Source organism: Cupriavidus yeoncheonensis, from assembly GCF_905397275.1.
In the GTDB taxonomy this organism is placed as follows: Bacteria; Pseudomonadota; Gammaproteobacteria; order Burkholderiales; family Burkholderiaceae; genus Cupriavidus; species Cupriavidus yeoncheonensis.
Window position 1 is genome coordinate 126452 of sequence record NZ_CAJPUY010000004.1, and the last position, 21339, is coordinate 147790.

Sequence of the window (21339 nt, forward strand, 5' to 3'; positions counted from 1 at the left end):
GCCCTTTCAGACCACCCTGCCGAAGCCATCCGCTGCCCAGCGGGCGGCGCGCTCGCGTGTCAGGCGAAAGTCAGGCGGCACCTTGACGGTGGCGACCACCTCCCCGAAGGAATCGACTGCCGTGAGCGTGCCGTAAGGCTCGAATTCGTCGGGGGTGACAACAAGCCTGACCGTCAGCGCTCCCGATTCGGAATCGATATTGCACTGCTTGTTGAGCTGCGCGTGCAGTTGCTGCTCGTGCCGCCGGATGACTTCCGCCGCGGTCTTGACCAGCGTCTGGTGGGCGCTGGCATCGAGCGGCTTCGGATCGACCTTGTTGCGCCCCATGGTCCAGGGACCGACCAGGGCCGGCTCGGCGCTGCCGTCGCGGATCATCTCGACCGCCCAGCCGTCGCCATCCTCGTTCTTGATCACCCGAGCCGTCCAGCCCTTGTCGCGCCAGAGTCGAGGCTCGTGAATGGCGGAGGATTCGTGCTCCGGAAGCGTGTCGTCGGTATCGTGCATCAATCTCGTCGCGCGGATCGCGGAAAGATTCTTCTGTCTTGCATCGCCCTGCGACGTCGGAACATGCAGTCGGGCGATGCGGCATCAAGCAGATTGAGCCAGAGGGTTCGATGCACGGTCCTGCGGCACAGGGACCTGGACGCCGACCATGCGCTCTCTGGCGTCAACCGGCCGGTTGGTGAACTGCAAACCGGCCGAGGCAAGGATCAGGCCGAAGCCTGGGGCGTCACGGCAGCTGCCTTCGGCGCGGCCTTCTTCACCACTGCACGCTTCGGGGCGGCGGACTTTGCTGCTGCCTTCTTCGGCGCGGCCTTCACGGCAGCCTTGGCGGGCGCGGCCTTGGTGGCGGCCTTCTTCGGCGCTGCCTTGGTGGCGGCGGCCTTGCGCGTTGCCTTGCCGGCGCCGGCGGCCTTTGCCTTCTTCGCCGCGAGCTTGTCCTTGGCGGCCTGCTTCTCGAAACGCAGCGCCGACTTTGCGGCTTCTGCGGCCTGGGCGACTTCACGCTTTGCCGCTTCGATAGCCTTCTTCGTGTCCGCGCGCAGTTTCAGCAGGCGCTTCTTTGCCGCCAGTGCCTCGCGTGCGAGCACGCTGGCCTTCTGCTTCGGTGCAGCGACTTTCTTTGCGGCAGGCTTGCTTTTGGCGACTGCGTTCTTCGGAGCGGCGGCTTTGGTTGCTACGACCATGTTTTATTACCCGTTGGTTGTGGAGCGCGGAGTATAACCGGTGGAGCGATCAATCCAGTAATGGCTTTAACGGGTGGCGAGGCAATCTAATAGAATCCATGATCTATGGCGGCATCGGCCGATTGGGCGCGGGGTCCAGGCCGCTGCCGGTGCCGCGACCATGAATCAGACCGAAACTCAGGACCAGCCATGCCCCTTGCACGGTGGAAGCACAAAGCCTCCCGCATCCTCAAATCGTCCGGCTTCATCGTCGTTGCCGTTTCGATCCACCCCCATGCCGCACTCGCCGCCGACAGCGTTCACCATGACGCCTTCTACTGGCTCGGCGAGATCAACAAGGCGTCCGCGGTCATCAATACCGACGAAGGCCTGCTGGACAAGTCTCTGGCTCCGAAAGTCGCCGAAGGGATTGCAATCGTGCTGGCCAACGGCGACAAGCCCGGCGGCAAACGCCCTTCCACCGTGATTACCTTCGAGCCGCTGATGATCCAGGCGGCAGGCCAGGAAGTCACGCTGCTGCACGCCGGGCGCTCCAGCCAAGACATGCTTGCCACGGTGCGCGCGGCGATGCTGCGCGAGAAAATGCTGTCGCTGGCCGATCAGCTGAACAAGACCTCCACCACCATCGTCGGACTGGCCAGGAAGCACGCCGGCACCATCGTGCCAAACTACACCAATGGGGTGGCTGCACAGCCGAACAGCTACGGGCATTACCTGCTGGGTATTACCGCGGGGCTCGACCGCGATGCCGAGCGCATCCGAGAAGCCTATCGCCGCATCGACCGCTCGCCGATGGGCACGACCGTGCTGAATGGGACCGGCTGGCCGCTGAATCGCACGAGGATGGCGGGCTACCTCGGATTTTCCGCGCTGGTCGACAATGCCTATGACGCGTCGCAGATCAGCGCAGTGGACCTGCCGGTCGAGGCGGCGTCGATCGTGACCAGCATCGCGCTGCACGCCGGGAGCTTCGTCGAGGACGTGATGACGCAGTATGCCCAGCCGCGCCCGTGGATTCTCCTCCGAGAAGGTGGCGGCAATACCTATGTATCGAGCGCGATGCCACAGAAGCAAAACCCCGGGCTGCTGAATTCCACGCGGGAGCGCGCCTCGACCGCGCTGACACTGGCGATGGGGCCGGTCATGCGGGCCCACAACCTGCCGCCGGGCATGTCCGATGCGAAGGATGCCGTCGTCAACGGCGAGATGGTCGACAGCGCCATCCGGGTATTGCAGGGCTGGGACAGGATCATGCAAGCCCTCGTCATCGACCCGAAGCGGGCGCTGGAGGAACTGGACAGCGACTGGACCGCGTCGCAGGAACTGGCCGACGAACTCATGCGCAAGTACAAGCTGCCGTTTCGCGTCGGACACCATTTCGCCTCGGAACTCGTCGACTACGCGAAGGCGCATGACATCCGGCCGAGCGCATTCCCCTACGCCGAGGCCCGGCGCATCTATGCCGAGTCCGTGCATAGCTACAGCAGCAACACTGACTTCCCGATGAGCGAGACCGAGTTTCGCGCGGCACTGGATCCGGTCGCGATCGTCGACCACCGCGTCACGAGCGGGGGACCGCAACCTTCCGAGATGGCTCGCATGCTGAAGGAAGCGGACCAGCGGCTTGCGCAGCAGGATGCCTGGATCAAGGCAACGCGCGGCACCATCGATGCGTCATTGGCCCGACTGGACCGGGACTTCGGCAAGCTCCTGAAGTAGGGACCTGCGCCGCGCAGCCGTGCGGTATATTCCGCTCTTCGACAACACGCTCCGGCAACCGGCATGGCCAAGAAATCGATTCGGGTATCGCATATAGGGATACCCGGTGACCTGAGTGTCCTGAAACTGAAGAGCTACCTGAGAACCGCACTGGCTGAAGCGGCGCAAGGGACCGGCGACGAAGAGATCCTGCTGGTCAAGGTGCTGGTGCCGCGGCCACTTGGCCTGCGCGCCGGTGAAAGACTGTTCGACAAGGTCTTGCAAGGGATCGTCGACAAGGATCCGCGCGTGAATCGGGTGTCGGTCGAATTCATCGACGGTGAAGTGACGCCCGAGAAGATCTCGGAAAGCCAGGCGCGAACGCAGAAGGAAATCGACGCGTATGGGCACTTGCTGGAGGAATCGACGGATGACGAACAACCCGGCCACTCCACTTAGCCATGCCCGCAGATATCATTAAGCGCTCGGCGGAACTCCACGCCGCGGCCGTCGCCTGCATAAGCGGATCGGCGCCCGCGGACCACCCGCGGGTGATTTCCGCGTACCAGTGCGCACTCATGTCGGTGGAACACGCCACTGCTGCCGTGGCATTGCTCACCATCGGCATGCCAAACGCTGCGATGGCGTTGTTCCGGCCGCAGTTCGAGACGCTGATTCGCGGCGTTTGGCTGCTGGAGGCGGCGGACGAGAAATGGGTCCGGCAGTACCATGAGCCGCTTTCTGAGGAGTCGGCCCGTGCGGCAGACAAGGCGACAGATTGGGCGCCAGGCCTGAAGATCATGTTCGACGAACTGATCAAGCTCGAGGATCCACGCGTCAAGGGCATCGTGGAGCATCTCGATGAGTACCGGACGCAGTCATTGCGCGCCTTGAACAGCTTCACGCATGGGGGCATGCATCCCATGTCCCGATCCGGTACGGGCTACCCGGTGGCGCTGGTCGAAAACGTCGTTCGTTGTGCAAACGGCCTGGTTTGCTATGCGGCTCAGATGACGGCGCTGATCTCGACGGACGCGCAAGCAAACATGGTCCCGGTCCGCGCCCTTCACCTGGACTTCCCGGATTGCCTGCCTGGCATGAAGGACGCGGCGTAACGGGTGCAACTGCTCCCGAGCGCCTTGGGTTATTGTCGGGTTTTCCGCACATGGCGCTTGCGCGTCCCTCTTTGACTTTCTGGCGGCGCAGCACCAATACTATTCCGCGGGCGGACAACGCCACATGTGTCTGGCATACGGACCGTCCCATGTCCTCATCTGGCTTTCAAACCGGGAGTAACGCATGAAAAGAATCGCGACAACCCTGCTGTTCGCGGCAGTGATGGCATCACCCGCCTGGTCAGCTCAGAAACCGGCAGACGACCATCTCGTCCAGTTGCGTATGGACGAGCAAGCTGCGCGCAAGGAATATGACCGAAAGGTGAAGGACGCGAAGGGCGTGTACAACGAGGCCAAGAAAGCCGCCGCGAAGGAGCGGGACGAGGCGATCGCGAGTGCGCGCGCGAAGGCGGGACAGAAGTAATGGCATGCGGCCGGCGGTGGTTCGCTGGCCGCTCTTCTTTGTGGCATGGCGTTCAAAAGGAATACGTTGTGAACGAACGTCCGGCTAATCCGGGCAAATACTGTACAGACATGCCCAAGCGCTGAACGCTGGCCGTCCTTCCCTCCCCGATGCGCCCGCTCCCCTCCCGGACCGATACAGGCTCTTTCTGCCCTGGCACCGGAATGGAACCTCCCCGAATATAAGACGCCGACCAAACGGGACAACCTCGCTTGGCCCGGGCGATCGCCTGGGCGTCCGCAGACATGAAAGCCACGTTTGGGCTTATGTGTCCTCTCCAGCCTTATCCCGGATTCCCCCGACCTGCTGAACCGCCGGCTGCGCAGCTCCTGGCGCCGGCATCTATCAGGAGCCGGCCATGATCTGTTGGATGGCGAACACATTATGACCATCCAAGCATAACTTCCCGGGCACGCGGCATTACATTTAGCAAAACCTAAATGAGACCAAACCATCGCTTAAATCTGGGTTACGGTAATTGCGGACTTTTGCTTGTCTACCCGGATCCGGACCGACGTTTCCCCGGCGTCGGTCCGCCTTTTTTGTCCGTGGCCCGGCCTCGCTCGGGCGCCGTTTCGCCTGTTGGCTTCCCCCCTTTTTAATCGTTCCTGGCGACGCGCACCTGACCGGCCCTCCTGAGCGCGCGTGTCGCGGCTTAGCAACGCAAAAAGACACGCGCTCACCCGAGCCGAGCGCGCGGCGCGTCAATCCCATGATCAGTGGTTCACCGTCTCTGTCACCTTTTGCCGCCCGCGTGCGTCTAATGTTCAGGAACGGGAAAGGAGCAACTTAAGCAGCATGAACACCATCCGGAATGCTCCGGCGCCCATGCCATCGGCAATCGATGCCCGCACGGATGCCGACCTGGTCGCCGGCGCACGCGCCGGCGATGCCTCGGCTTTCGAGGTCATCATGCGGCGCAACAATCGCTTGTTGTTCCGGACGGCACGTGGCGTGGTTGCGGACGATGACGAAGCCCAGGACGTGGTGCAGGAAACCTACCTGCACGCCTTCACCAGACTCCATTCCTTTCGAGGCGAGGCCGCGCTGAGTACCTGGCTGGCGCGTATCGCGATCAACGTCGCCCTGACTGCGCTGCGCCGGAAAGGTCGGATGGTTCAGATGGAAGCCTCAGTCGACGAAGACGACCTGCCCGGCGAACCTTCACAGGAGCACGTCATGTCCTGCCGCACCCCTGATGCCGATTCGCCCGAAGTCATGGCCGAGCGCAGCCAGGTACGCGACATCCTGCAGGCCGCGGTCGAGAACCTGCCGGCGATCTATCGGTGCGTATTTATCCTGCGGGCCGTGGAGGACATGAGCGTCGAGGAAACGGCCTACTGCCTTGGTGTCAGCAACGAGGTTGTGAAGACGCGCTTCCTGCGGTCCCGCACGATGCTGCGCCAATCTCTCGCCGAACAGGTGAAGCCCTATCTGCAAACAACCTTCAGCTTTGCAGGGCCGCGCTGCGACGCGGTGGTCCATCACGTGCTCGGCGCTCTTCACCTGCGCGGGCTGGTACGTCCGCATTGATGGCGAATCGCCATGCTGGAGGTGCCAGCAGGAGAGCTTGCGAGTCGATGTCCGGCATGGCCGCTCCATGCGGTTCTCGTCCGATCCTGCCGGCGTCAATGGCGACGATGTTCGTAGCGAGCTGTTTATCGGGTACTAAAGAACGGAGAGCAAACATCATGAAGATCACCAGCCTTCTTTTATCCAGCACGTTCGTCTTTGCGGCCCATGCAGCCACCGCGCAGGAAGCCGCACCCAACGACGCACAGATTGCATCGATCGTGGTGACGGCGAACCAGGTCGATATCGACGCGGGAAAGCTCGCTGAATCCAAAGGATCGAGCAAGGATGTCAAGGCGTTTGCCAAGCAGATGGTCACCGACCATACCGGTGTCAATAAATCGGCAACTGCCCTTGTGACGAAACTGAAAGTCACGCCTGAGGACAACCCCACCAGCCAGAGCCTCAAGTCCGGCGGCGACAAGAACATCCAGAAACTGAAGGGACTCAAGGGAGCGGAATTTGACAGCGCCTACATCGACAACGAGGTCACGTATCACCAGGCGGTGATCGATGCCATGGACAAGACGCTCATTCCGAGCGCCAAGAACGAGGAACTGAAGGCACTGTTGGTCAAGGTGCGTCCGGCCTTCGTCGCGCATCTGGATCATGCCAGGCATATCCAGACCACACTTGCCAAGAAGTAGCACTTTCAGACGATGCGAACCCGACCGATCGCCCTGCTGCTGACATTCGGATTGCTGCTCGCCGGCCCCGTGCAAACGGTCAACGCAGGGCCGGCGTCCCACACCGTCACGATCGACGGCACTCAGTACGCGCCACAGGAACTGACCATCAAGGCGGGCGATACGGTCGTCTGGGTCAACCAGGACCCCTTCCCCCATACGGTGACGGCCCGGACCGGAGGCTTCGACTCCAAGAGCATTGCGGCGGGCAAGTCGTGGAAGTACAAGGCGACAAAGAGGGGGAACTTTCCCTACGTCTGCAGCTTCCATCCGACGATGAAGGGGACGCTGCGGGTGCAATAGCCATCAGTCCGTCAGCAGTAGCGCCAGTTCTTTTTCTTTGGCTCCATGGCCCCTCAGTTCACCGCCGGAACCACAGCAGCGACAGCCCGCACGCCGCCACCAGCAGCAGGGCGGAGGCTGCCGCCAGCAAGGCACTGATCTCGGTTTCCCTTCGCTCAAGCACGAAGCGAGCGCTCAACTGGCGATACACCTGCTTCAGGTCCGTGGCGGAGCCAGCCTCGAAGTACTCGCCATCAGTGAGCATCGCGACGGAGCGCAAGGTAGGCTCATCCGGCTGCATGGTGTAATCCATGCTCGACACTGCCGCACTGGCGTCCTGCGGCGCGCCGAAGCCCACGGTATAGACGCGCACGCCGCGTTGGGCGGCCATGCGCGCGGCGTCCAGAGGATCCGGGCCGGTGGTGCGGCGACCATCACTGAGCAGGATCACCGCACCGTGCCGGTACGAGCCCGGCTGCGCCGACCGCCCCTCCTGTTCGCGCTTGCGTACGGCGTCCGCCGCAGCGGCCTCCGTCAGCGATCTGCCGCCGGTGCCGGGCGCGAGCGACTCGCCGCTGAAGAGGATAGCTTCCAGGTCGATGCCATCGTCGGGTAACAACACCGCCAGCGCCTGGATCAGTCCGCTACCTGTCGCCGTGCCTTGCTGCAGTTGAAAGCGATCGACCGCGTCGAGCATGTCCTGCCGGTTGTCGCTGGGGGGCAGGACCACGATCGCGGTAGCGGCAAAGGAAACAATGCCCAGGCGCACACTGGCCGGCAGCCCGACGATGAGATCCCGGACAGCTTGCTGGGCGGCACTGATCCGGGTGGGCGCGACGTCGGTCGCCGCCATGCTGCGGGAGACATCCATTGCCAATACCAGGGTGATGGTGTCGGACGGCAGGATGATCGTCGCCACAGGACGGGCGCAAGCCAGCAGGGCCGCGCCCAGCGCGGCGAAGAAGAGCAGCGGCGGAATATGGCGCCGCAGTCGTTGCTTTCGATCCAGCGCGGCGCGCGGCAGCGCAAGACTGCCATACAACAGGGCGACTTTCTTGCGTCGCGAAATCAGGTACAGGTAAGCGGCTGACAGCAGCGGGAGAGAGGCCAGCAGCCAGAGCAAGTGTGGCCAGAGAAACCGCATCCCCCTGCTCCTTGGCGCATGTTTAAGACGATAGTAGCGTACCTCGGCCGGACCGCTCAGCGTAGACACGCAAGACCAGGCCACTGTTTCATTCTGGGTTGCCGCGCGGGGCCATCCAGAGCAGCTAGCTCATTGCTGGGCAGAATTCTTCACTCGATCCTCAAAGAATGACTGTTGTTTTTATTACGTAATACGCAATATTTCTAACTGCAGCAGTAGTTCTTTAGACATTACTGCGCTTATGTCTATAATAGTGGCTCGAACCGCCTCCCCACGCTGACCCGCGTTGGTTTGCACAATTTTGTTAACGTTTTCTGCACAATTTTGTTCCGCGCCCCTGGGGCCGAAACTCTGGCGGCAATGCGTCGCAAGCCAACGGGCTTCACGTTGCTCACGGTATGTTGCGTTCAGATCCGGGATTGCCCCCGACGCACATTCGCTTCTGCCCTCATCCACTTGATCAGCAAGAGGCCATCGTCGGTTTCGCACAGGCGGATGCAAAACTTGGAATCGTCGCGCTCAAGCGGATCGACACCCCGATCGATGTCATCTAGCCAAGTGGTCAACGCGTTGAATGTCAGCTCGGTTTCCCACGCGACCGCCATATCGAGCACTGCGGTTAGCGCCGACTCCCGAACCCACTCGCAGCAAGTCCAGACGTCCTGATCGGCATATAGATAGCCCGCCGGCGCTACCGCTGCATCCCGCGTATAGCGGATGAGGCCCAAGTCGCGCATCGCGTGAGAAACGCTGCAGAAGCGCCGCCGTTCCTGCTCCGCCGGCCGATTGGAGAGCGCCAGGTCCGAACGGCCCCAGCCGAGTTGAAGTTCGTTGAGCGCGATATCGTATGGGCAGATCAGGCCCCAGCGGGGCCCCTCCTCTGGACGCACGCTGACCCAGCGCGAAAGCCGTCCCTCCTTGGTCAGCCTCCACCGACAGCGACAGGTGCCATGGCGAGCCTGCCGGTCCTGGATGGCATTCAGGCGCGTGACAAACGAAGACGGATTCGCCGAAGCGGCGTTGATGCGTATATAGAAGTGAAGTACGTCGGCAAAGCTGAGGTGGCACAACCTGAGGTGGCCGAGTTGGATTTTCGCTTGCCGCGCAAACGCATGGCTTTGCAGAGTCCACCGATCACCGGCTTCGATAAGGAGCTGCTCGATGTCCTCGGGCGGGGGCTCAAGCGTGCGCAGCTGATTGAACGCTTGGTCGAGGGAGACGGCCCCCGGCATGCCATCATTGCCCGACGACCAGATCTCGCCGAGCGACATGCGCGCTGCAGCGACGCTCGCCCGTGCGACCCAGCCGGCGAGCGACGCAACACGCCCCTGCTCTCGGGCCGGAAAGCCGGCATCAATGCCGTGTGGCCAAGTCCTGCAGCGTTGCCGCATCACGAACTCCAACGCGCCCACGCGCTGCGACACGAGCCTGGCGGTGTGCTTCTGCGCCCAGGTCGTTTTCAGCTCGCTCAGGTGAAATGGGCACCGCGAAAGCCACCCAAGCTGATGCAGGTAGCTGTGGTAGCCGTGCTGCACACAGGTCTCGCAATAGCGGATGGCATGTCGCTCGCGACTATCGGGAGGCGGGCCATAACGGCCGACATCGATGAACCGTATGGAAGGCGAGAAAACGTCTTCGACAAGCGGCGCGGTCTCACCCAGCACGGACGCCAGGCGCCTGATTTCGTCGATCGGAAGCGGCGTGCTGCTATCGGGCTCCACACTCAAAAACTCCGCGCATTTTCGGACGTTGATGCCATTCAGTGCGCAGAAGCGGGCGACGAACGACAGCCTCGACTCGTACGGACGGAGGTTTCCCGGCCACCAGTTCACCGATGGGTAGGCCGCCATGTCAACTACCCGTCGAGATGATCCTCATGTGGTCCGGGAAGTTCGCTTTAGCGAGTTCTCGCAACCAGCTCTCATAGGAGGTCACGTCGGCCCAGTCTTCGCCCCGCGCCAGTTGGAAGAGTATTGCCTCGGTGGCTTTCGCGACATGCTGCATTGGAAATTCGAAGTGCCCGCGCGCAGATTCGGGCGAAAGCTCCATCAGCGCTTTCCACAGCTGCGCCGCGCATTCGGCGAGCCGGCGCCCTGCCGCATAATCCGCCGGCGCGAAGTGCTCCAGGTACGGAACGCCGCTGCTTGGCGGCCACTCGGAGTCGATATCGTAGCCGTTGAGCACGTACCCGATCTCTTCGGGCGAGCGCAGGCCGTGGAAGCGCGCATGCGCTGCCATAAAGCGCGCGGCGACGTGAGCGTTGCCCGTGATGGCCATATATTCGTGGCGATAGTTCAACTGGTGTGAGCCGACTGAAAATACGCTGAGTAAATAGCCCTCGTAATCGAGCTCATTTTGCAGGCCGACCAGCCACTTCCACTCCCGCAACGTCAGATCCTGCGCTTCGTCGATAAGCAACACCACGTAGTTCCGTTGCGCGTTGTTCGCAATGGCGATGAAGCGTTGCTTGCACAGGTATATGCCTTCGGCTTTATTCGGCGGCTTTGCCGGGTTGGCGAATTCGAAGCGCGAGGCGAGTAAGAGCTGGTGCCAGAATCCCGCTTCACTACTGTGACTGTCGGGGCGGCGATTCCACACCACCAGGGGCATGACGGCCTTGAAGCGCTCCTGCAATTCGTTTGCAACGTACCACTGCACACAGCGGGACTTGCCTAGGCGTGACGCGCCATAGATATAGCCGCCGGGGCGCTGCTGGTCGATCCATTCGCCGATTTGCTCGATCATTTCGTGCATGGGCGGTGTATACACCGCGTACTGCTTCGTCACGATGCAGTGCCGTGGATCGATGCGCTCGGGTAGTGAGAAGGACATGGCTTACCTCGACTGCGCCATTCGACGCGGAGGCAGCGTAGGACCTGCAGAAGGCTTCAGCGGGTCCGCGGCGCGAGACTGAGCGCGTCTTGCCGTCGGCTCCGACGCGGCCCCCTTGCTACCCTTTGAAGAACTGCTGCCTGCCTTGGCCCGAGCCATTGCCGCATCCAGCATGGAAGGCCCGATTGATGAATTGGCCGCGGCCGCCAGTATGCGCCGTGCCTCGAGGTAGGCCGGATGGACCGGCAAGCGGTTGTGCGCCTGACTCTCCACGTATCGCATGAAGACATCGATGGCGTCGACGCCTGCCGGAATCGCAAACTTTCCGTGAGAGCACGCCTGGCAAATTGCAGCACGTAGCGACAGGCTGTGCGGCGACATGTTCCAAGGCGGTGCTGCCTGCAACACGCCCAGTGACATACCGTCCAGCGTGGAGGCAAGCGCCACCCGGCAGTCATCCTCCTTGTGGCAGACCACCCAGATCTCGGAGCCGACAAGGTCGTGCCGGTTGTGCAGCACGTCGTTGGTATAACGGCCGTAATGGAACTCAACGAACGGGGCACGCCCGCTCTTAGCGCCCCCGCGCACGATGCAGCGCTTGCGGATGCTGAATAGCATGTCCACGACAGCGGGGTCGGCTCGCCGGAAGCTCTGCCGGGAATGGTGGTACAAGAACTTCGCATACGCGAGCGGCGTGCGGTTACCAATTCCGCTGTGCGGTGTCGCGTTGTAGTTGGCAATGAGCACGTCGAGCAGCTCTTCCGCATATTCGTATTGGAATCGACTTGCCAGGGCGACCTCTTCCGGTTGTCTTCCCTTGCGGTCCTGGGAATTTGCGCCGGTGGTGTTGGAAAGACGCTGGAATCCTTGTCCGGCCAGATTGCGGAAAAACGTCTCGATGAACGGGCGGTCATCCTTGCTTCGACGTTTCGAGAACGAGGTCTTCGGGTCCAGTAGCGTGGAGCCGACGCTGTCGCGCAGCGCATCCCGCACGTGCTGACAAGTCTCGGCAAGCGCACCATCTACGCTGGTCTCGTCCCAGCATAGCCCGACGAAATCGCTACCCAGAGCGGAAAGAAGCCCGGCTTCACGCAGATACGGCGTATCGCAAAAACTGACCGGGCGCAGGCACCATCTGCCCAATGCCCGCTTCAGCGCGCGCATGACATCATCTTTCGATACTTCCCGTCTCACGCTGAAGTAGTACCCTAGCACCGCGCGCGAAACGACCTCCAGGATCACAACGACCCAGAGACGATGAACGATCTTCTCCTTGAAACCACCCCCCATCAGGGGAAGCGACACGCAGAAACGTCCGTCTAGCTTGTGCGCGTCCATTTCGACGCGTTGCATGAACCTCTGCACCGGCCGTCCGGTTCCGTCACCGGACCTCAGCTTCACAGCCAAATCCGGCCCGCCACTCGCCGCGGCCAGCGCCCTTGGGTTGGCCGACAGCACCTTGTCGATATACCGACAGATCGAAGAGTAGCCAAGGCTCAATGTGTTGAACGGCCATTCGTTTCGCGCTTCGTACCCGAAGCCACGCAATTGGTCCAGAAACCACGCGCAATGACGCCTTCTCGACTGTTTAGTTTCGACTAGTCGCTTGGCGGAGGCGCTGGCGAGGATACGCGCCTCAAATGCCTGACGAAGCGCCGGCTGGCAGTCCAGCAGCGCCTGCATCGCGCCCGCAGCACCGCGGCCGAACTGGTCGACATGGATCTTCGTGCTACGACGGTATGGCTTGACTCGGAACCATGGCACAAGCCCGCGCCAGCCATAAGGACGCCCGTCGGGATGCGTCTCAAGGCAGCGCTCACGGATGAGACGATAGGCCTGACTTGTGCCAAGCGACGTCAGCCGCCTGATGCTTTCGCCCGAGGCACCGAAAAGATACAGCGAAACCGCCTGCTTTCTCGCAAGGTACAGGGCGCGTCGGTCACCAGTAAGCGCTCCCTCATCCGGGCTGGCCCAGTGGGAAGTGTCGACGGTTCGCCCGTCTATCCTCCGGCGGGAGCAACAGGAATTGTCGTCAATACCCTCTTCCATGCGACGCTCCAAAATCGGCCATCACCCCAGAGGTGATGGTTATAAACCTTAGGGCACATTCGGGAAAAATCGCACAACGAGAATGGAGCAAACGTTGGCAAAGATACAAAATTGCTTCGAATGTTCGCCTGCAGAACAAAATGGTGCAGAACTTCGTGAAGTAAATTTGTTCTCGCACGCCCGGGCTGCGTCGATTTCACGGCCACGTCTCGGATACAAAATTGTGCAAACTAACGACTCCAGGTTGTTGGTGTCAAAATCTGCATGCATTGAATGCAATGCATGCATGGAGGATGTCATCGGAACGCTGACGATTCGAAATGTGGACGAAGAGTTGAAAGCGCGACTCCGGATCGAGGCCGCGCAACACGGCCACTCCATGGAAGAAGAAGTGCGAGAGATCTTGCGACGCCCGCTCAGCCAGCGTCCAAGCCGTGGCGGCCTTGGCAGTCGCGTGCACCAGCGATTCGCCACGCTGGCCGATCCAGGGTTGGAACTGCCGCCGCGCGGCGAGCCACCGCGGTCAGCGGATTTGCCGGAATGATCATCCTCGACACCAATGTCCTATCCGAACTGATGCGAGCCCAGGCGGACCCGTCGGTGATCGCGTGGCTGGACCGACAGGAACCCGCCTCCATTGCCATCACCGCCGTAACCGTCGCGGAGTTGCTGTATGGGATCGCGCGCTTGCCGGACGGGCGCCGTATAGCCGGTCTGCAGGAAGCCGCCTTGCAGATGCTCGATGAGGAATTCGCGGACCGGGTCCTGCCGTTCGACGAGGACGCTGCCGTGCACGATGCCGCGCTCGTCTCCCAGCGCGATCGCGCCGGGCGCCCGATCAGCATGGCCGACGCACAAATTGCAGCCATCTGCCGACACCATGCCGCCACGCTGGCCACGCGCAGCGGCAAAGACTTCTAAGGTGTGGGCGCCCTACTGGCGAATCCTTGGCGGGATTGATCTCGAGGGGCGCCGCAGGAAGGCATTCCCGGAAAGGGATTTCGAGTTCTCCTCGAATGGATACGCTGTCGGAACAGTCCTGTTGCCATCGAAAGTGATTTTGCTGGTTGCTCGCGCTGCGGATTCGAACCCAAACCGTGGCGCCCCCCCTTTGCTTCCACTCCCGACGGCGTCTCTTCGCGGCGGCAAGCGGGCCGGGGACACGATGCGGGAGTCTCCGCGAACGTCCATTCCCCGCGCTGGTAGGGCCTGTCGCGTCCCGATAGGTACGTGGCGATAATTTCCACCAAGCGCTGAGAGGCGCCCCCGATCCCTGTCACTGGCATCGCCATCAGCACGGCAATCGCGAGCGCCGCCCCCACGAGCGGAGCGGGACTGCGCGGCATGCCGCGCCGCATGAACGGCACGCTCACGCCGAAGCCCAGCACCAGCCCCACCGCCACCTCGGAAACTGAATGAGCGTGCAGCGCCAGCCGCGACACGCCCACCAGTATCGCTAGGCTCATAGCAGCCACCGCCGCCGCCACGGACAGCTTCGGCCACCGCGCCGGCGTGCCCACGAACGCCAGCACCGGCAGCACCGAGGCGGCCATCATGCTGTGACCGGAGATCCCCGTGAAGTTCAGCTTGGCGCTACCAATGCCCCAGCCCATGTACGCTACCTTCGAAGCAAGCACTAAACTGGCCGCGGCCGAAAACGGCAGCAGCCAGCGCGCGACGCAGGCGTCCGCGGCCCTGTACCTTAGCCATCCGCAGATGCCGAGTGCGCAGGGCAGCAGCAACACCGACTCACCGAAGCGCGAGATAAGGCCCCATGGTAAGTGCCGGATGGCCTGCCAATCGGTAATAGCAAAGTCGAGATAGGAAGCAGCGGACATCCGAGGACTCGTAGCACTAATGGAACTCATGACATGGCGTTTCAGCATCGCTGGCGATGCACGGCGGCGCCGCTTCAGTTGTATGTTCTGCTCCATGCGCAACAAGGTCGAACGCTGCTTCAGCAGAAGCAAACAACTTCGTCGTATCGCGACTCGATTCGACAAGCTCGCCGATGACGATCTGGTCGACTCCCCGCTTCCCCGGCTGAGAGAAGCGAGCAAACCGAGCGGGCCGCAGCGCCCCACTCGGAAAGGAGTAAGTCACACAGTTCAGCCGGCAAACCCACTCGGATTCATAGATTGCCAACGCCAGGAATCTTGGCACATGCGGTCAAGATCGTACCGTGCGCGCCAGCCCAGCATTCGGTGTGCAAGCGCGGGATCGGCATAGCAGGAAGCGATATCACCGGCTCGGCGCGCCACGATCTCATAGGGCACGGGGCGGCCGCTGGCGCACTCGTACGCCCTGGCCACTTCCAACACGCTGTAGCCGCGGCCGGTGCCGAGGTTGACTGTTAACCCCTGCTGGTGGTCACGCAGGTAAGCCAACGCCGCGAGGTGGCCGTCTGCCAGGTCGGAGACGTGGATATAGTCGCGCACGCCGGTACCGTCGGCCGTAGGATAGTCGCCGCCGAACACCAGCAGCTTCTCGCGGCGCCCGCCCGCCACCTGCGCCACATAAGGCATCAGGTTATTTGGCACGCCGCTTGGGTCCTCGCCAATCAGCCCGCTCTCGTGCGCACCTACCGGGTTGAAATAGCGCAAATGGGCAATGCGCCAGTCCGGATCGGATTTTTCAAGGTCGCGCAGGATCTGCTCACCCATCAGCTTGGTGCGACCGTAGGGATTCGTTGCGGACAGGGGGAAGTTCTCGAGAATCGGGACTGTGTGCGGATTACCATAGACAGTGGCTGAAGAACTGAACACCAGTTGTTTCGCCCCTGCTGCCTGCATGGTCGCGCATAGGGTCAGCAGACCGTTCAAGTTGTTAGCGTAGTACGCCAGCGGCTGGCTCACGGATTGGCCTACCGCCTTTAGTGCCGCGAAATGGATGGCGCCGGTGATGCGATGCTCAGCAAACAGGCGGTCGAGCAGCGCGCGGTCGCGCACATCACCTTTGACAAAATGCGGGGTTTTTCCCGAAATTGCGGCAATTCGCTCGACCACTATCTGATTGCTGTTGCACAGATTATCCAGGCCGATGACATCGGCCCCGCCGTCAAGCAGCGCCACCCACATATGCGATGCGATATATCCGGTGGCGCCAGTCAGCAGCAGTGACTCAGACATGAGGATTCTTCAGGTTGAAGAAGATGGGTTAAGGAAGCCCGATACAGCCCTTGCCGTCGGCGCAGTGCGCGAACCTGCCATGTTCAAAGGGTCAAGCACATACTCAGAAGGGCAGCCGCGCATCCGGCTTCTCGGCCAGGATCACACGTTTGAATTCAGCCTGGATCCGCGCCAGCGCGGCGTCGTTGTCGGCCTCGAACCGCATCACCACCACCGGGGTGGTATTGGACGGACGGGCCAGACCGAAGCCATCGGCATATTCGACACGCACGCCGTCGATGGTGATGACTTCACGAGCGCCCTCGAACTTCGCGTTGGCCCTGATCTTGTCCAGCAGCGTGAACGGCTCGCCCTCGGCGCACTTGAGCTGCAGCTCGGGCGTGTTGTTGGCGTTCGGCAGCGCATTCAGCACGGCGCTCGGGTCGGCGTGGCGCGACAGGATTTCCAGCAGGCGCGCGCCCGTGTACAGGCCGTCGTCAAACCCGTACCAGCGATCCTTGAAGAACACGTGCCCGCTCATCTCGCCGGCGATCGGTGCGCCGGTCTCCTTGAGCTTGGCCTTCACCAGCGAATGGCCGGTCTTCCACATCAGGGGCTCGCCGCCATGCTGGCGAATCCACGGGGCCAGCTTGCCCGTGCACTTGACGTCGTAGATCACCTGCGCGCCAGGGTTGCGCGACAGGATCTCCTCGGCAAACAGCATCAGCTGGCGATCCGGGAAGATCGCCTGGCCGTCCTTGGTCACCACGCCGAGGCGGTCGCCGTCGCCATCAAAGGCCAGACCCAGCTCGCAATCCGTCTCGCGCAGGCACTTCATCAGGTCCTGCAGGTTATCGACGTGGGCCGGGTCCGGATGATGGTTGGGGAAATGGCCGTCGACCTCGCAGAACAGCTCGGTCACCTCGCAGCCCAGGCCGCGGAACAGGTCGCCCACGAATGCGCCCGCGACGCCGTTGCCGGCGTCCAGCGCGATCTTCATGGGGCGTGCCAGCTTTACGTCGCCAAAGATACGGTCGAGGTAGTGCTGACGCACATCCACTTCCCGGTAGGATCCGGCCCCGCTTGCGAAGGTGCCGGCCTCGATCCGCTGGCGCAGCGCCTGAATCTGCTCGCCATAGATCGCCTTGCCGGCCAGAACCATCTTGAAGCCATTGTAGTCGGGCGGGTTGTGGCTGCCAGTGACCATGATGCCGGAAGTGGCTTTCACACCATTCAACTCGACATTGGTCCCGAGGTAGACCATCGGGGTGGCGACCATGCCCAGGTCGATCACGTCCATGCCGGCAGCACTGAGTCCTTCGACCAGGCCGCCGATGAGGTCAGGGCCGGAGAGGCGGCCATCGCGGCCGACTACGACGGCTCTTTCGCCGGCTTCCGCAGCAGCCGAACCGAACGACAGGCCGATCTGGCGGGCCACGTCGCGGGTGAGGGTTTTGCCGACGATGCCGCGGATGTCATAGGCTTTGAAGATGGAAGGGCTAATTTGCATGGGATATGTCTCGTCAAGATCGGTTGAAGCCACGCCGGCCGATCGTCTCCGAAATCGAAGTCATCGGCCGCTTCTGAGTTCCCTACGCAAACAGTTCAGCATGTCCGATTGGCCTCGCGGCGGCATCTTTGGCGGCGAGGACAGGTTCGCCATGGATCGGCCAGTCGATGCCTACCCGCCCATCGTTCCAGAGCAAGCTACGCTCATGCTCCGGATACCAATAGTCCGTAGTTTTATAGAGAAACTCCGCATATTCAGATATCACTACAAAGCCATGGGCGAAGCCTTCTGGCACCCACAGCTCGCGCTTGTTCTCTGCGGATAGCATGACACCAACCCACTTGCCAAAATTCGGCGAGCTCATGCGCAGGTCCACTGCGGCGTCAAACACCTGGCCCACCACCACGCGCACCAGCTTCCCTTGAGGATGTTTGATCTGATAGTGAAGCCCGCGCAATACATTGCGTGTGGAGCGCGAATGGTTGTCTTGCACAAAGGTTCGCTTGACACCCGTCGCCTCCTCGAACAAGCGCCCATTGAAACTCTCATAAAAGAAGCCGCGGTCATCGCCGAACACCTTTGGTTCGATGATCAAAACCTCGGGAATGTCAGTTTGAATAACGTTCAAGCTCATTTGACAGGCTCCATTGAGATGATCAGGATGTCGCGAATCCCTGCCAGCATCAGCGCGGCCAGCAGATAACAGACCACCGGCTTGTCGGAGACCGGCGGCAATTGCTTCGATACCGATCGTGTAATCGGATAGAGCCGGGTGCTGGAACGGCCGGGATAGTGCCTTTGCGCATGGTAAGCAGGCTCAGGAAAAAATCTGGTCCAGCAGGAAATGCACGCCCTGCTGCCAGTCTGGAAGGTGGATACCGAAAGTCTGGCGCAGCTTGCTGGTGTCCAGGCGCGAATTGGCCGGGCGTGGCGCCGGCAGAGGATAAGCCGTGGCGGGAATCGGCTCGATACACCCCGGCTCGACCTTCAACTCGATACCATGCGCGGCGGCATAGCGCAGCACTTCGGTTGCGTAGGCGTGCCAAGTGGTTTCACCGGCAGCGGCCAGGTGATAGAGGCCGGAGGGAAACGACATGCGGTCGCCAGACAGCCAGCGTCGTCCCACGATCTGCGCGGTCACGTCGGCAATCAGCGTTGCAGTGGTGGGTGCGCCAAACTGGTCGGCAATCACGCGCAGGCGCTCGCGCTCACGGCCCAGGCGAAGCATTGTCTTGGCGAAATTGCCGCCATGGGCGCCTGCCGCCCAGCAGGTCCGCAGGATTAACGACTGTGCACCGGTGGCGGTAATGGCCTGTTCACCGGCGAGCTTGCTCTTGCCGTACACCGACAGTGGATTGACCGGGTCGGTTTCGATATAGGTCCCGTCTTTGGTGCCGTCGAAGACATAATCCGTAGAATAGTGGACCAGCAGGCTCCCAAGCGCCTTGGCTTCTTCTGCCAGGATTCCGGCAGCCGTGCCGTTGATGGCGAAGGCCGGATCGGGTTCGGTTTCCGCCTTGTCCACCGCGGTATAGGCGCCAGGGTTGACAATCACGTCGGGCCGGTACTCGCGCACCATGCGGCGGATTTCGTCCGGGCGTGACAGGTCGCAGCCGCTACGATCCAATGCCACGACACGGCCCAGCGGGGCCAGGCTACGACGCAGTTCAAAGCCGACCTGGCCATTGCTGCCGGTCACCAGGAACGTGGGGACGCTGATCGCTTTATGCGGCATATTGGTTGGCCATCCAGTTCCGGTAGTCGCCCGACATCACGTTCTGCACCCAGGCTTGATTGTCCAGGTACCACCGCACGGTCTTGCGCAGCCCGGTTTCTAAAGTCTCGGCGGGCTTCCAGCCCAGCTCGCGCTCAAGCTTGTGGGCATCGATCGCGTAGCGGCGGTCGTGGCCCGGGCGATCCTTGACGAAGGTGATCAGGTCGCGATAGGAGCCGATAGCCTTGGGGCAGAGCTCATCCAGCAAGTCGCACAGGGTGCGGACCACATCCAGGTTAGTCTTCTCGTTCCAGCCGCCCACGTTATAGGTCTCACCCACGCGGCCGCGTGCCAGTACCACGCGGATCGCGGCGCAGTGGTCACCCACGTAGAGCCAGTCGCGCACATTGAGGCCATCGCCGTAGATGGGCAGCGACCTGCCTGCCAAGGCGCTGGTAATCGTTAGCGGGATCAGCTTTTCGGGAAAGTGATAGGGTCCGTAATTGTTCGAGCAGTTGGTCGTCAGCACAGGCAGCCCGTACGTGTGGTGATAGGCCCGGACCAAGTGGTCCGACGCAGCCTTGGAGGCCGAATACGGACTATTCGGCCGATAGGCGGTGGTTTCCGAGAATTGCGGATCGCCAGGGCCCAGCGATCCGAACACTTCGTCGGTGGAGACGTGCAGGAAGCGAAAGGCAGCCTTGGCGGCGGCGTCCAGACCTCCCCAATAAGTGCGAGCGGCTTCGAGCAAGTTGAAGGTGCCGACGATATTGGTCTGGATGAACTCGGCCGGATCGTGGATGGAGCGGTCGACGTGGCTTTCGGCGGCAAAGTGAACCACCGCGCGCGGCTGATGGGCGGCAAACAACTTGTCCAGGGCGGTGCGGTCGCAGATATCAGCCTGCGAGAAGATGTGGCGGGCGTTACCGCAGAGGGAGGCCAGGGTGTTGCGGTTGCCGGCGTAGGTCAGCTTGTCGACATTGATGATACCGTCCGTGCCATCCTGGCTCAGCCAATTCAGGACAAAGTTGGCGCCGATGAAGCCGGCACCGCCGGTGACGAACACGTATGACGTGCTCTTGCCCTCGTCAGCGCGGTGCGGCGTTGTGATAGCGGCTTGGCCGTATCGTGGCATGATGCCTCCATCGCAAGTGATTGCGGTCCCCGCTATCGTCCAACTATCCGCTTGGCCAACGCCTTCGCATAAGGCGGCGTAATGCCATGCAGGATGTCCCGTGCGGTGAAGCCGTACCGCTCGCCCGGCCGCGCCTGGAAGCGGGTGGAATGCTCATCGGCGGCATCCGGCTCGGGCCGGCCGTTGGAGTAGTAGTACAGCGCGATCGACCGTCGCGTGACGCCTCGTGGGCAGGCAAGGGGTACGGGATGCCCGTGCCATGAGCACTCATTGGTATTGAAGACGACCAGCCGGTTTCCGATCGGCGCGATCTTCTGCACGCAGCGCTGGACCTCGTTGTCCCACAGTTGCAGATGGCCGGCCCAACTGTCCTCCCACTTGTCATTGAGATACAGCAGCACATTGAGCCGCCGGTCAAGCTTCCATTCGAGATGGTAGTTGTAGTCGATATGCAGGCCCAGGTGGCCGCCAGGCAGCGTCTGGTGCAAGCCGCCGCCATGGAGGTGAGGGTCCGGCACCAGCCCCTGGATGCCGGACAGCGTCTCCAGGAAGCGGGTGAATCCCGGCGCATTGAACTCCATGATCAGTGCCCGCAGCGCAGGCGGGATGGCGTAGAAGTCCTGGCTTTGCAGCTTCAGGTTCTCGGTGGCCGAGTGAAACTTGAACCAGACGCGCTCCGTGGCGCCTGGAAACGCATCGCTGGCTTCCCGATAAACGTCTTCATCAAGAAAGTCGTCGATGCAGATATGGGGGAATGGGTCGGCGCAACGGTAGGTTTCCGACAGCTCACGCGACATCCACTCAAGTTTCGCAACATCCAGCAGGTCGTGGCGCATGCTCAGGTC

At 61.9% G+C, this 21339-nt stretch carries 22 protein-coding genes and 1 pseudogene; 9 read left to right on the forward strand and 14 right to left on the reverse strand.

The window, feature by feature from the left end:
* Positions 1-6: 6 nt before the first annotated feature.
* On the reverse strand, positions 7-504 hold the full coding sequence (locus tag KHO22_RS06770) for a hypothetical protein (RefSeq protein ID WP_211946349.1): 498 nt from the start codon (positions 502-504) through the stop codon (positions 7-9).
* A gap of 206 nt (positions 505-710) precedes the next feature.
* Positions 711-1187: a fumarate hydratase gene (locus KHO22_RS06775; RefSeq protein ID WP_211946350.1), complete on the reverse strand. Its 477-nt coding sequence runs from the start codon at positions 1185-1187 to the stop codon at positions 711-713.
* A gap of 189 nt (positions 1188-1376) precedes the next feature.
* Between KHO22_RS06775 and KHO22_RS06780 the strand changes: the two genes are divergently transcribed.
* The 7 genes from KHO22_RS06780 (at position 1377) to KHO22_RS06810 (ending at position 7024) form a co-directional block, all read left to right on the forward strand.
* The gene (locus KHO22_RS06780) at positions 1377-2906 is read left to right on the forward strand and encodes an argininosuccinate lyase (RefSeq protein ID WP_211946351.1); all 1530 of its coding nucleotides are present in this window, start codon (positions 1377-1379) and stop codon (positions 2904-2906) included.
* A 63-nt stretch (positions 2907-2969) separates the two neighbouring features.
* Entirely contained in the window at positions 2970-3344 is a 375-nt protein-coding gene (locus tag KHO22_RS06785; RefSeq protein WP_211946352.1) for a hypothetical protein, read from the forward strand.
* Positions 3345-3346: 2 nt separating this feature from the next.
* On the forward strand, positions 3347-4000 hold the full coding sequence (locus KHO22_RS06790; RefSeq protein ID WP_211946353.1) for a DUF6988 family protein: 654 nt from the start codon (positions 3347-3349) through the stop codon (positions 3998-4000).
* A gap of 184 nt (positions 4001-4184) precedes the next feature.
* Complete coding sequence (locus tag KHO22_RS06795; protein WP_211946354.1) at positions 4185-4424, forward strand: hypothetical protein; 240 nt, start codon at positions 4185-4187, stop codon at positions 4422-4424.
* A gap of 684 nt (positions 4425-5108) precedes the next feature.
* Positions 5109-5996 carry an RNA polymerase sigma factor gene (locus KHO22_RS06800; protein WP_338031323.1) on the forward strand — a complete coding sequence of 296 codons (888 nt, stop codon included), beginning with the start codon at positions 5109-5111 and terminating at the stop codon, positions 5994-5996.
* A 158-nt stretch (positions 5997-6154) separates the two neighbouring features.
* Positions 6155-6682: a DUF4142 domain-containing protein gene (locus KHO22_RS06805; RefSeq protein WP_211946355.1), complete on the forward strand. Its 528-nt coding sequence runs from the start codon at positions 6155-6157 to the stop codon at positions 6680-6682.
* Positions 6683-6694: 12 nt separating this feature from the next.
* On the forward strand, positions 6695-7024 hold the full coding sequence (locus KHO22_RS06810) for a cupredoxin domain-containing protein (RefSeq protein WP_230426758.1): 330 nt from the start codon (positions 6695-6697) through the stop codon (positions 7022-7024).
* Positions 7025-7082: 58 nt separating this feature from the next.
* Here the strand turns inward: KHO22_RS06810 and KHO22_RS06815 are convergent, their stop codons facing one another.
* From KHO22_RS06815 to KHO22_RS06830, 4 genes are all read right to left on the reverse strand, one after another.
* Complete coding sequence (locus KHO22_RS06815; RefSeq protein ID WP_211946356.1) at positions 7083-8147, reverse strand: VWA domain-containing protein; 1065 nt, start codon at positions 8145-8147, stop codon at positions 7083-7085.
* 407 nt (positions 8148-8554) lie between these two features.
* Complete coding sequence (locus KHO22_RS06820) at positions 8555-9997, reverse strand: hypothetical protein (RefSeq protein ID WP_211946357.1); 1443 nt, start codon at positions 9995-9997, stop codon at positions 8555-8557.
* A gap of 1 nt (position 9998) precedes the next feature.
* Positions 9999-10979 carry an ATP-binding protein gene (locus KHO22_RS06825; RefSeq protein WP_211946358.1) on the reverse strand — a complete coding sequence of 327 codons (981 nt, stop codon included), beginning with the start codon at positions 10977-10979 and terminating at the stop codon, positions 9999-10001.
* A gap of 3 nt (positions 10980-10982) precedes the next feature.
* Positions 10983-13028, reverse strand: a complete 2046-nt coding sequence (locus KHO22_RS06830) for a hypothetical protein (protein ID WP_211946359.1) — start codon at positions 13026-13028, stop codon at positions 10983-10985.
* An 82-nt stretch (positions 13029-13110) separates the two neighbouring features.
* On the opposite strand from KHO22_RS06830, the gene KHO22_RS32830 reads away from it, so the two are divergent.
* Together KHO22_RS32830 and KHO22_RS06840 are read left to right on the forward strand one after the other, a co-directional pair.
* Entirely contained in the window at positions 13111-13572 is a 462-nt protein-coding gene (locus KHO22_RS32830) for a FitA-like ribbon-helix-helix domain-containing protein (RefSeq protein ID WP_420839581.1), read from the forward strand.
* The gene (locus KHO22_RS06840; RefSeq protein WP_211946360.1) at positions 13569-13949 is read left to right on the forward strand and encodes a type II toxin-antitoxin system VapC family toxin; all 381 of its coding nucleotides are present in this window, start codon (positions 13569-13571) and stop codon (positions 13947-13949) included. Before KHO22_RS32830 ends, KHO22_RS06840 begins: the two co-directional genes overlap by 4 nt.
* Here KHO22_RS06840 and KHO22_RS06845 read toward each other — a convergent pair.
* The 8 genes and pseudogenes from KHO22_RS06845 to KHO22_RS06880 form a co-directional block, all read right to left on the reverse strand.
* Positions 13946-14866, reverse strand: coding sequence for a phosphatase PAP2 family protein (locus tag KHO22_RS06845; protein WP_211946361.1), 921 nt, complete (start codon positions 14864-14866; stop codon positions 13946-13948). The genes KHO22_RS06840 and KHO22_RS06845 overlap by 4 nt on opposite strands.
* 270 nt (positions 14867-15136) lie before the next feature.
* The gene (gene galE / locus KHO22_RS06850; protein WP_211946362.1) at positions 15137-16156 is read right to left on the reverse strand and encodes a UDP-glucose 4-epimerase GalE; all 1020 of its coding nucleotides are present in this window, start codon (positions 16154-16156) and stop codon (positions 15137-15139) included.
* A gap of 103 nt (positions 16157-16259) precedes the next feature.
* A complete protein-coding gene (locus tag KHO22_RS06855; RefSeq protein WP_211946363.1) occupies positions 16260-17645 on the reverse strand; it encodes a phosphomannomutase/phosphoglucomutase in 1386 nt (461 codons plus the stop codon).
* Between the two features lie 82 nt (positions 17646-17727).
* The gene (gene rfbC, locus KHO22_RS06860; RefSeq protein WP_211946364.1) at positions 17728-18279 is read right to left on the reverse strand and encodes a dTDP-4-dehydrorhamnose 3,5-epimerase; all 552 of its coding nucleotides are present in this window, start codon (positions 18277-18279) and stop codon (positions 17728-17730) included.
* Positions 18280-18293: 14 nt separating this feature from the next.
* A pseudogene (locus KHO22_RS06865) lies at positions 18294-18491 on the reverse strand (sugar phosphate nucleotidyltransferase); the annotation flags it as partial.
* Positions 18463-19380 (reverse strand): dTDP-4-dehydrorhamnose reductase, encoded by a 918-nt coding sequence (gene rfbD / locus KHO22_RS06870; RefSeq protein ID WP_211946365.1) that lies wholly within the window; start codon positions 19378-19380, stop codon positions 18463-18465. The gene rfbD and the pseudogene KHO22_RS06865, both read right to left, overlap by 29 nt.
* On the reverse strand, positions 19370-20425 hold the full coding sequence (rfbB, locus tag KHO22_RS06875) for a dTDP-glucose 4,6-dehydratase (RefSeq protein WP_230426776.1): 1056 nt from the start codon (positions 20423-20425) through the stop codon (positions 19370-19372). Before rfbB ends, rfbD begins: the two co-directional genes overlap by 11 nt.
* A gap of 101 nt (positions 20426-20526) precedes the next feature.
* Positions 20527-21330, reverse strand: a complete 804-nt coding sequence (locus KHO22_RS06880; RefSeq protein WP_211946366.1) for a 2OG-Fe(II) oxygenase — start codon at positions 21328-21330, stop codon at positions 20527-20529.
* Positions 21331-21339: the final 9 nt, after the last annotated feature.

Excerpts from the sequence above, each read along its gene's own strand:
- KHO22_RS06770 (WP_211946349.1), bottom strand. The coding sequence starts at position 504 with ATGCACGATACCGACGACACGCTTCCGGAGCACGAATCCTCCGCCATT.
- KHO22_RS06775 (WP_211946350.1), bottom strand. The coding sequence starts at position 1,187 with ATGGTCGTAGCAACCAAAGCCGCCGCTCCGAAGAACGCAGTCGCCAAA.
- KHO22_RS06780 (WP_211946351.1), top strand. The coding sequence starts at position 1,377 with ATGCCCCTTGCACGGTGGAAGCACAAAGCCTCCCGCATCCTCAAATCG.
- KHO22_RS06785 (WP_211946352.1), top strand. The coding sequence starts at position 2,970 with ATGGCCAAGAAATCGATTCGGGTATCGCATATAGGGATACCCGGTGAC.
- KHO22_RS06790 (WP_211946353.1), top strand. The coding sequence starts at position 3,347 with ATGCCCGCAGATATCATTAAGCGCTCGGCGGAACTCCACGCCGCGGCC.
- KHO22_RS06795 (WP_211946354.1), top strand. The coding sequence starts at position 4,185 with ATGAAAAGAATCGCGACAACCCTGCTGTTCGCGGCAGTGATGGCATCA.
- KHO22_RS06805 (WP_211946355.1), top strand. The coding sequence starts at position 6,155 with ATGAAGATCACCAGCCTTCTTTTATCCAGCACGTTCGTCTTTGCGGCC.
- KHO22_RS06810 (WP_230426758.1), top strand. The coding sequence starts at position 6,695 with ATGCGAACCCGACCGATCGCCCTGCTGCTGACATTCGGATTGCTGCTC.
- KHO22_RS06815 (WP_211946356.1), bottom strand. The coding sequence starts at position 8,147 with ATGCGGTTTCTCTGGCCACACTTGCTCTGGCTGCTGGCCTCTCTCCCG.
- KHO22_RS06820 (WP_211946357.1), bottom strand. The coding sequence starts at position 9,997 with ATGGCGGCCTACCCATCGGTGAACTGGTGGCCGGGAAACCTCCGTCCG.
- KHO22_RS06825 (WP_211946358.1), bottom strand. The coding sequence starts at position 10,979 with ATGTCCTTCTCACTACCCGAGCGCATCGATCCACGGCACTGCATCGTG.
- KHO22_RS06830 (WP_211946359.1), bottom strand. The coding sequence starts at position 13,028 with ATGGAAGAGGGTATTGACGACAATTCCTGTTGCTCCCGCCGGAGGATA.
- KHO22_RS32830 (WP_420839581.1), top strand. The coding sequence starts at position 13,111 with ATGGAGCAAACGTTGGCAAAGATACAAAATTGCTTCGAATGTTCGCCT.
- KHO22_RS06840 (WP_211946360.1), top strand. The coding sequence starts at position 13,569 with ATGATCATCCTCGACACCAATGTCCTATCCGAACTGATGCGAGCCCAG.
- KHO22_RS06845 (WP_211946361.1), bottom strand. The coding sequence starts at position 14,866 with ATGTCCGCTGCTTCCTATCTCGACTTTGCTATTACCGATTGGCAGGCC.
- galE (WP_211946362.1), bottom strand. The coding sequence starts at position 16,156 with ATGTCTGAGTCACTGCTGCTGACTGGCGCCACCGGATATATCGCATCG.
- KHO22_RS06855 (WP_211946363.1), bottom strand. The coding sequence starts at position 17,645 with ATGCAAATTAGCCCTTCCATCTTCAAAGCCTATGACATCCGCGGCATC.
- rfbC (WP_211946364.1), bottom strand. The coding sequence starts at position 18,279 with ATGAGCTTGAACGTTATTCAAACTGACATTCCCGAGGTTTTGATCATC.
- rfbD (WP_211946365.1), bottom strand. The coding sequence starts at position 19,380 with ATGCCGCATAAAGCGATCAGCGTCCCCACGTTCCTGGTGACCGGCAGC.
- KHO22_RS06880 (WP_211946366.1), bottom strand. The coding sequence starts at position 21,330 with ATGCGCCACGACCTGCTGGATGTTGCGAAACTTGAGTGGATGTCGCGT.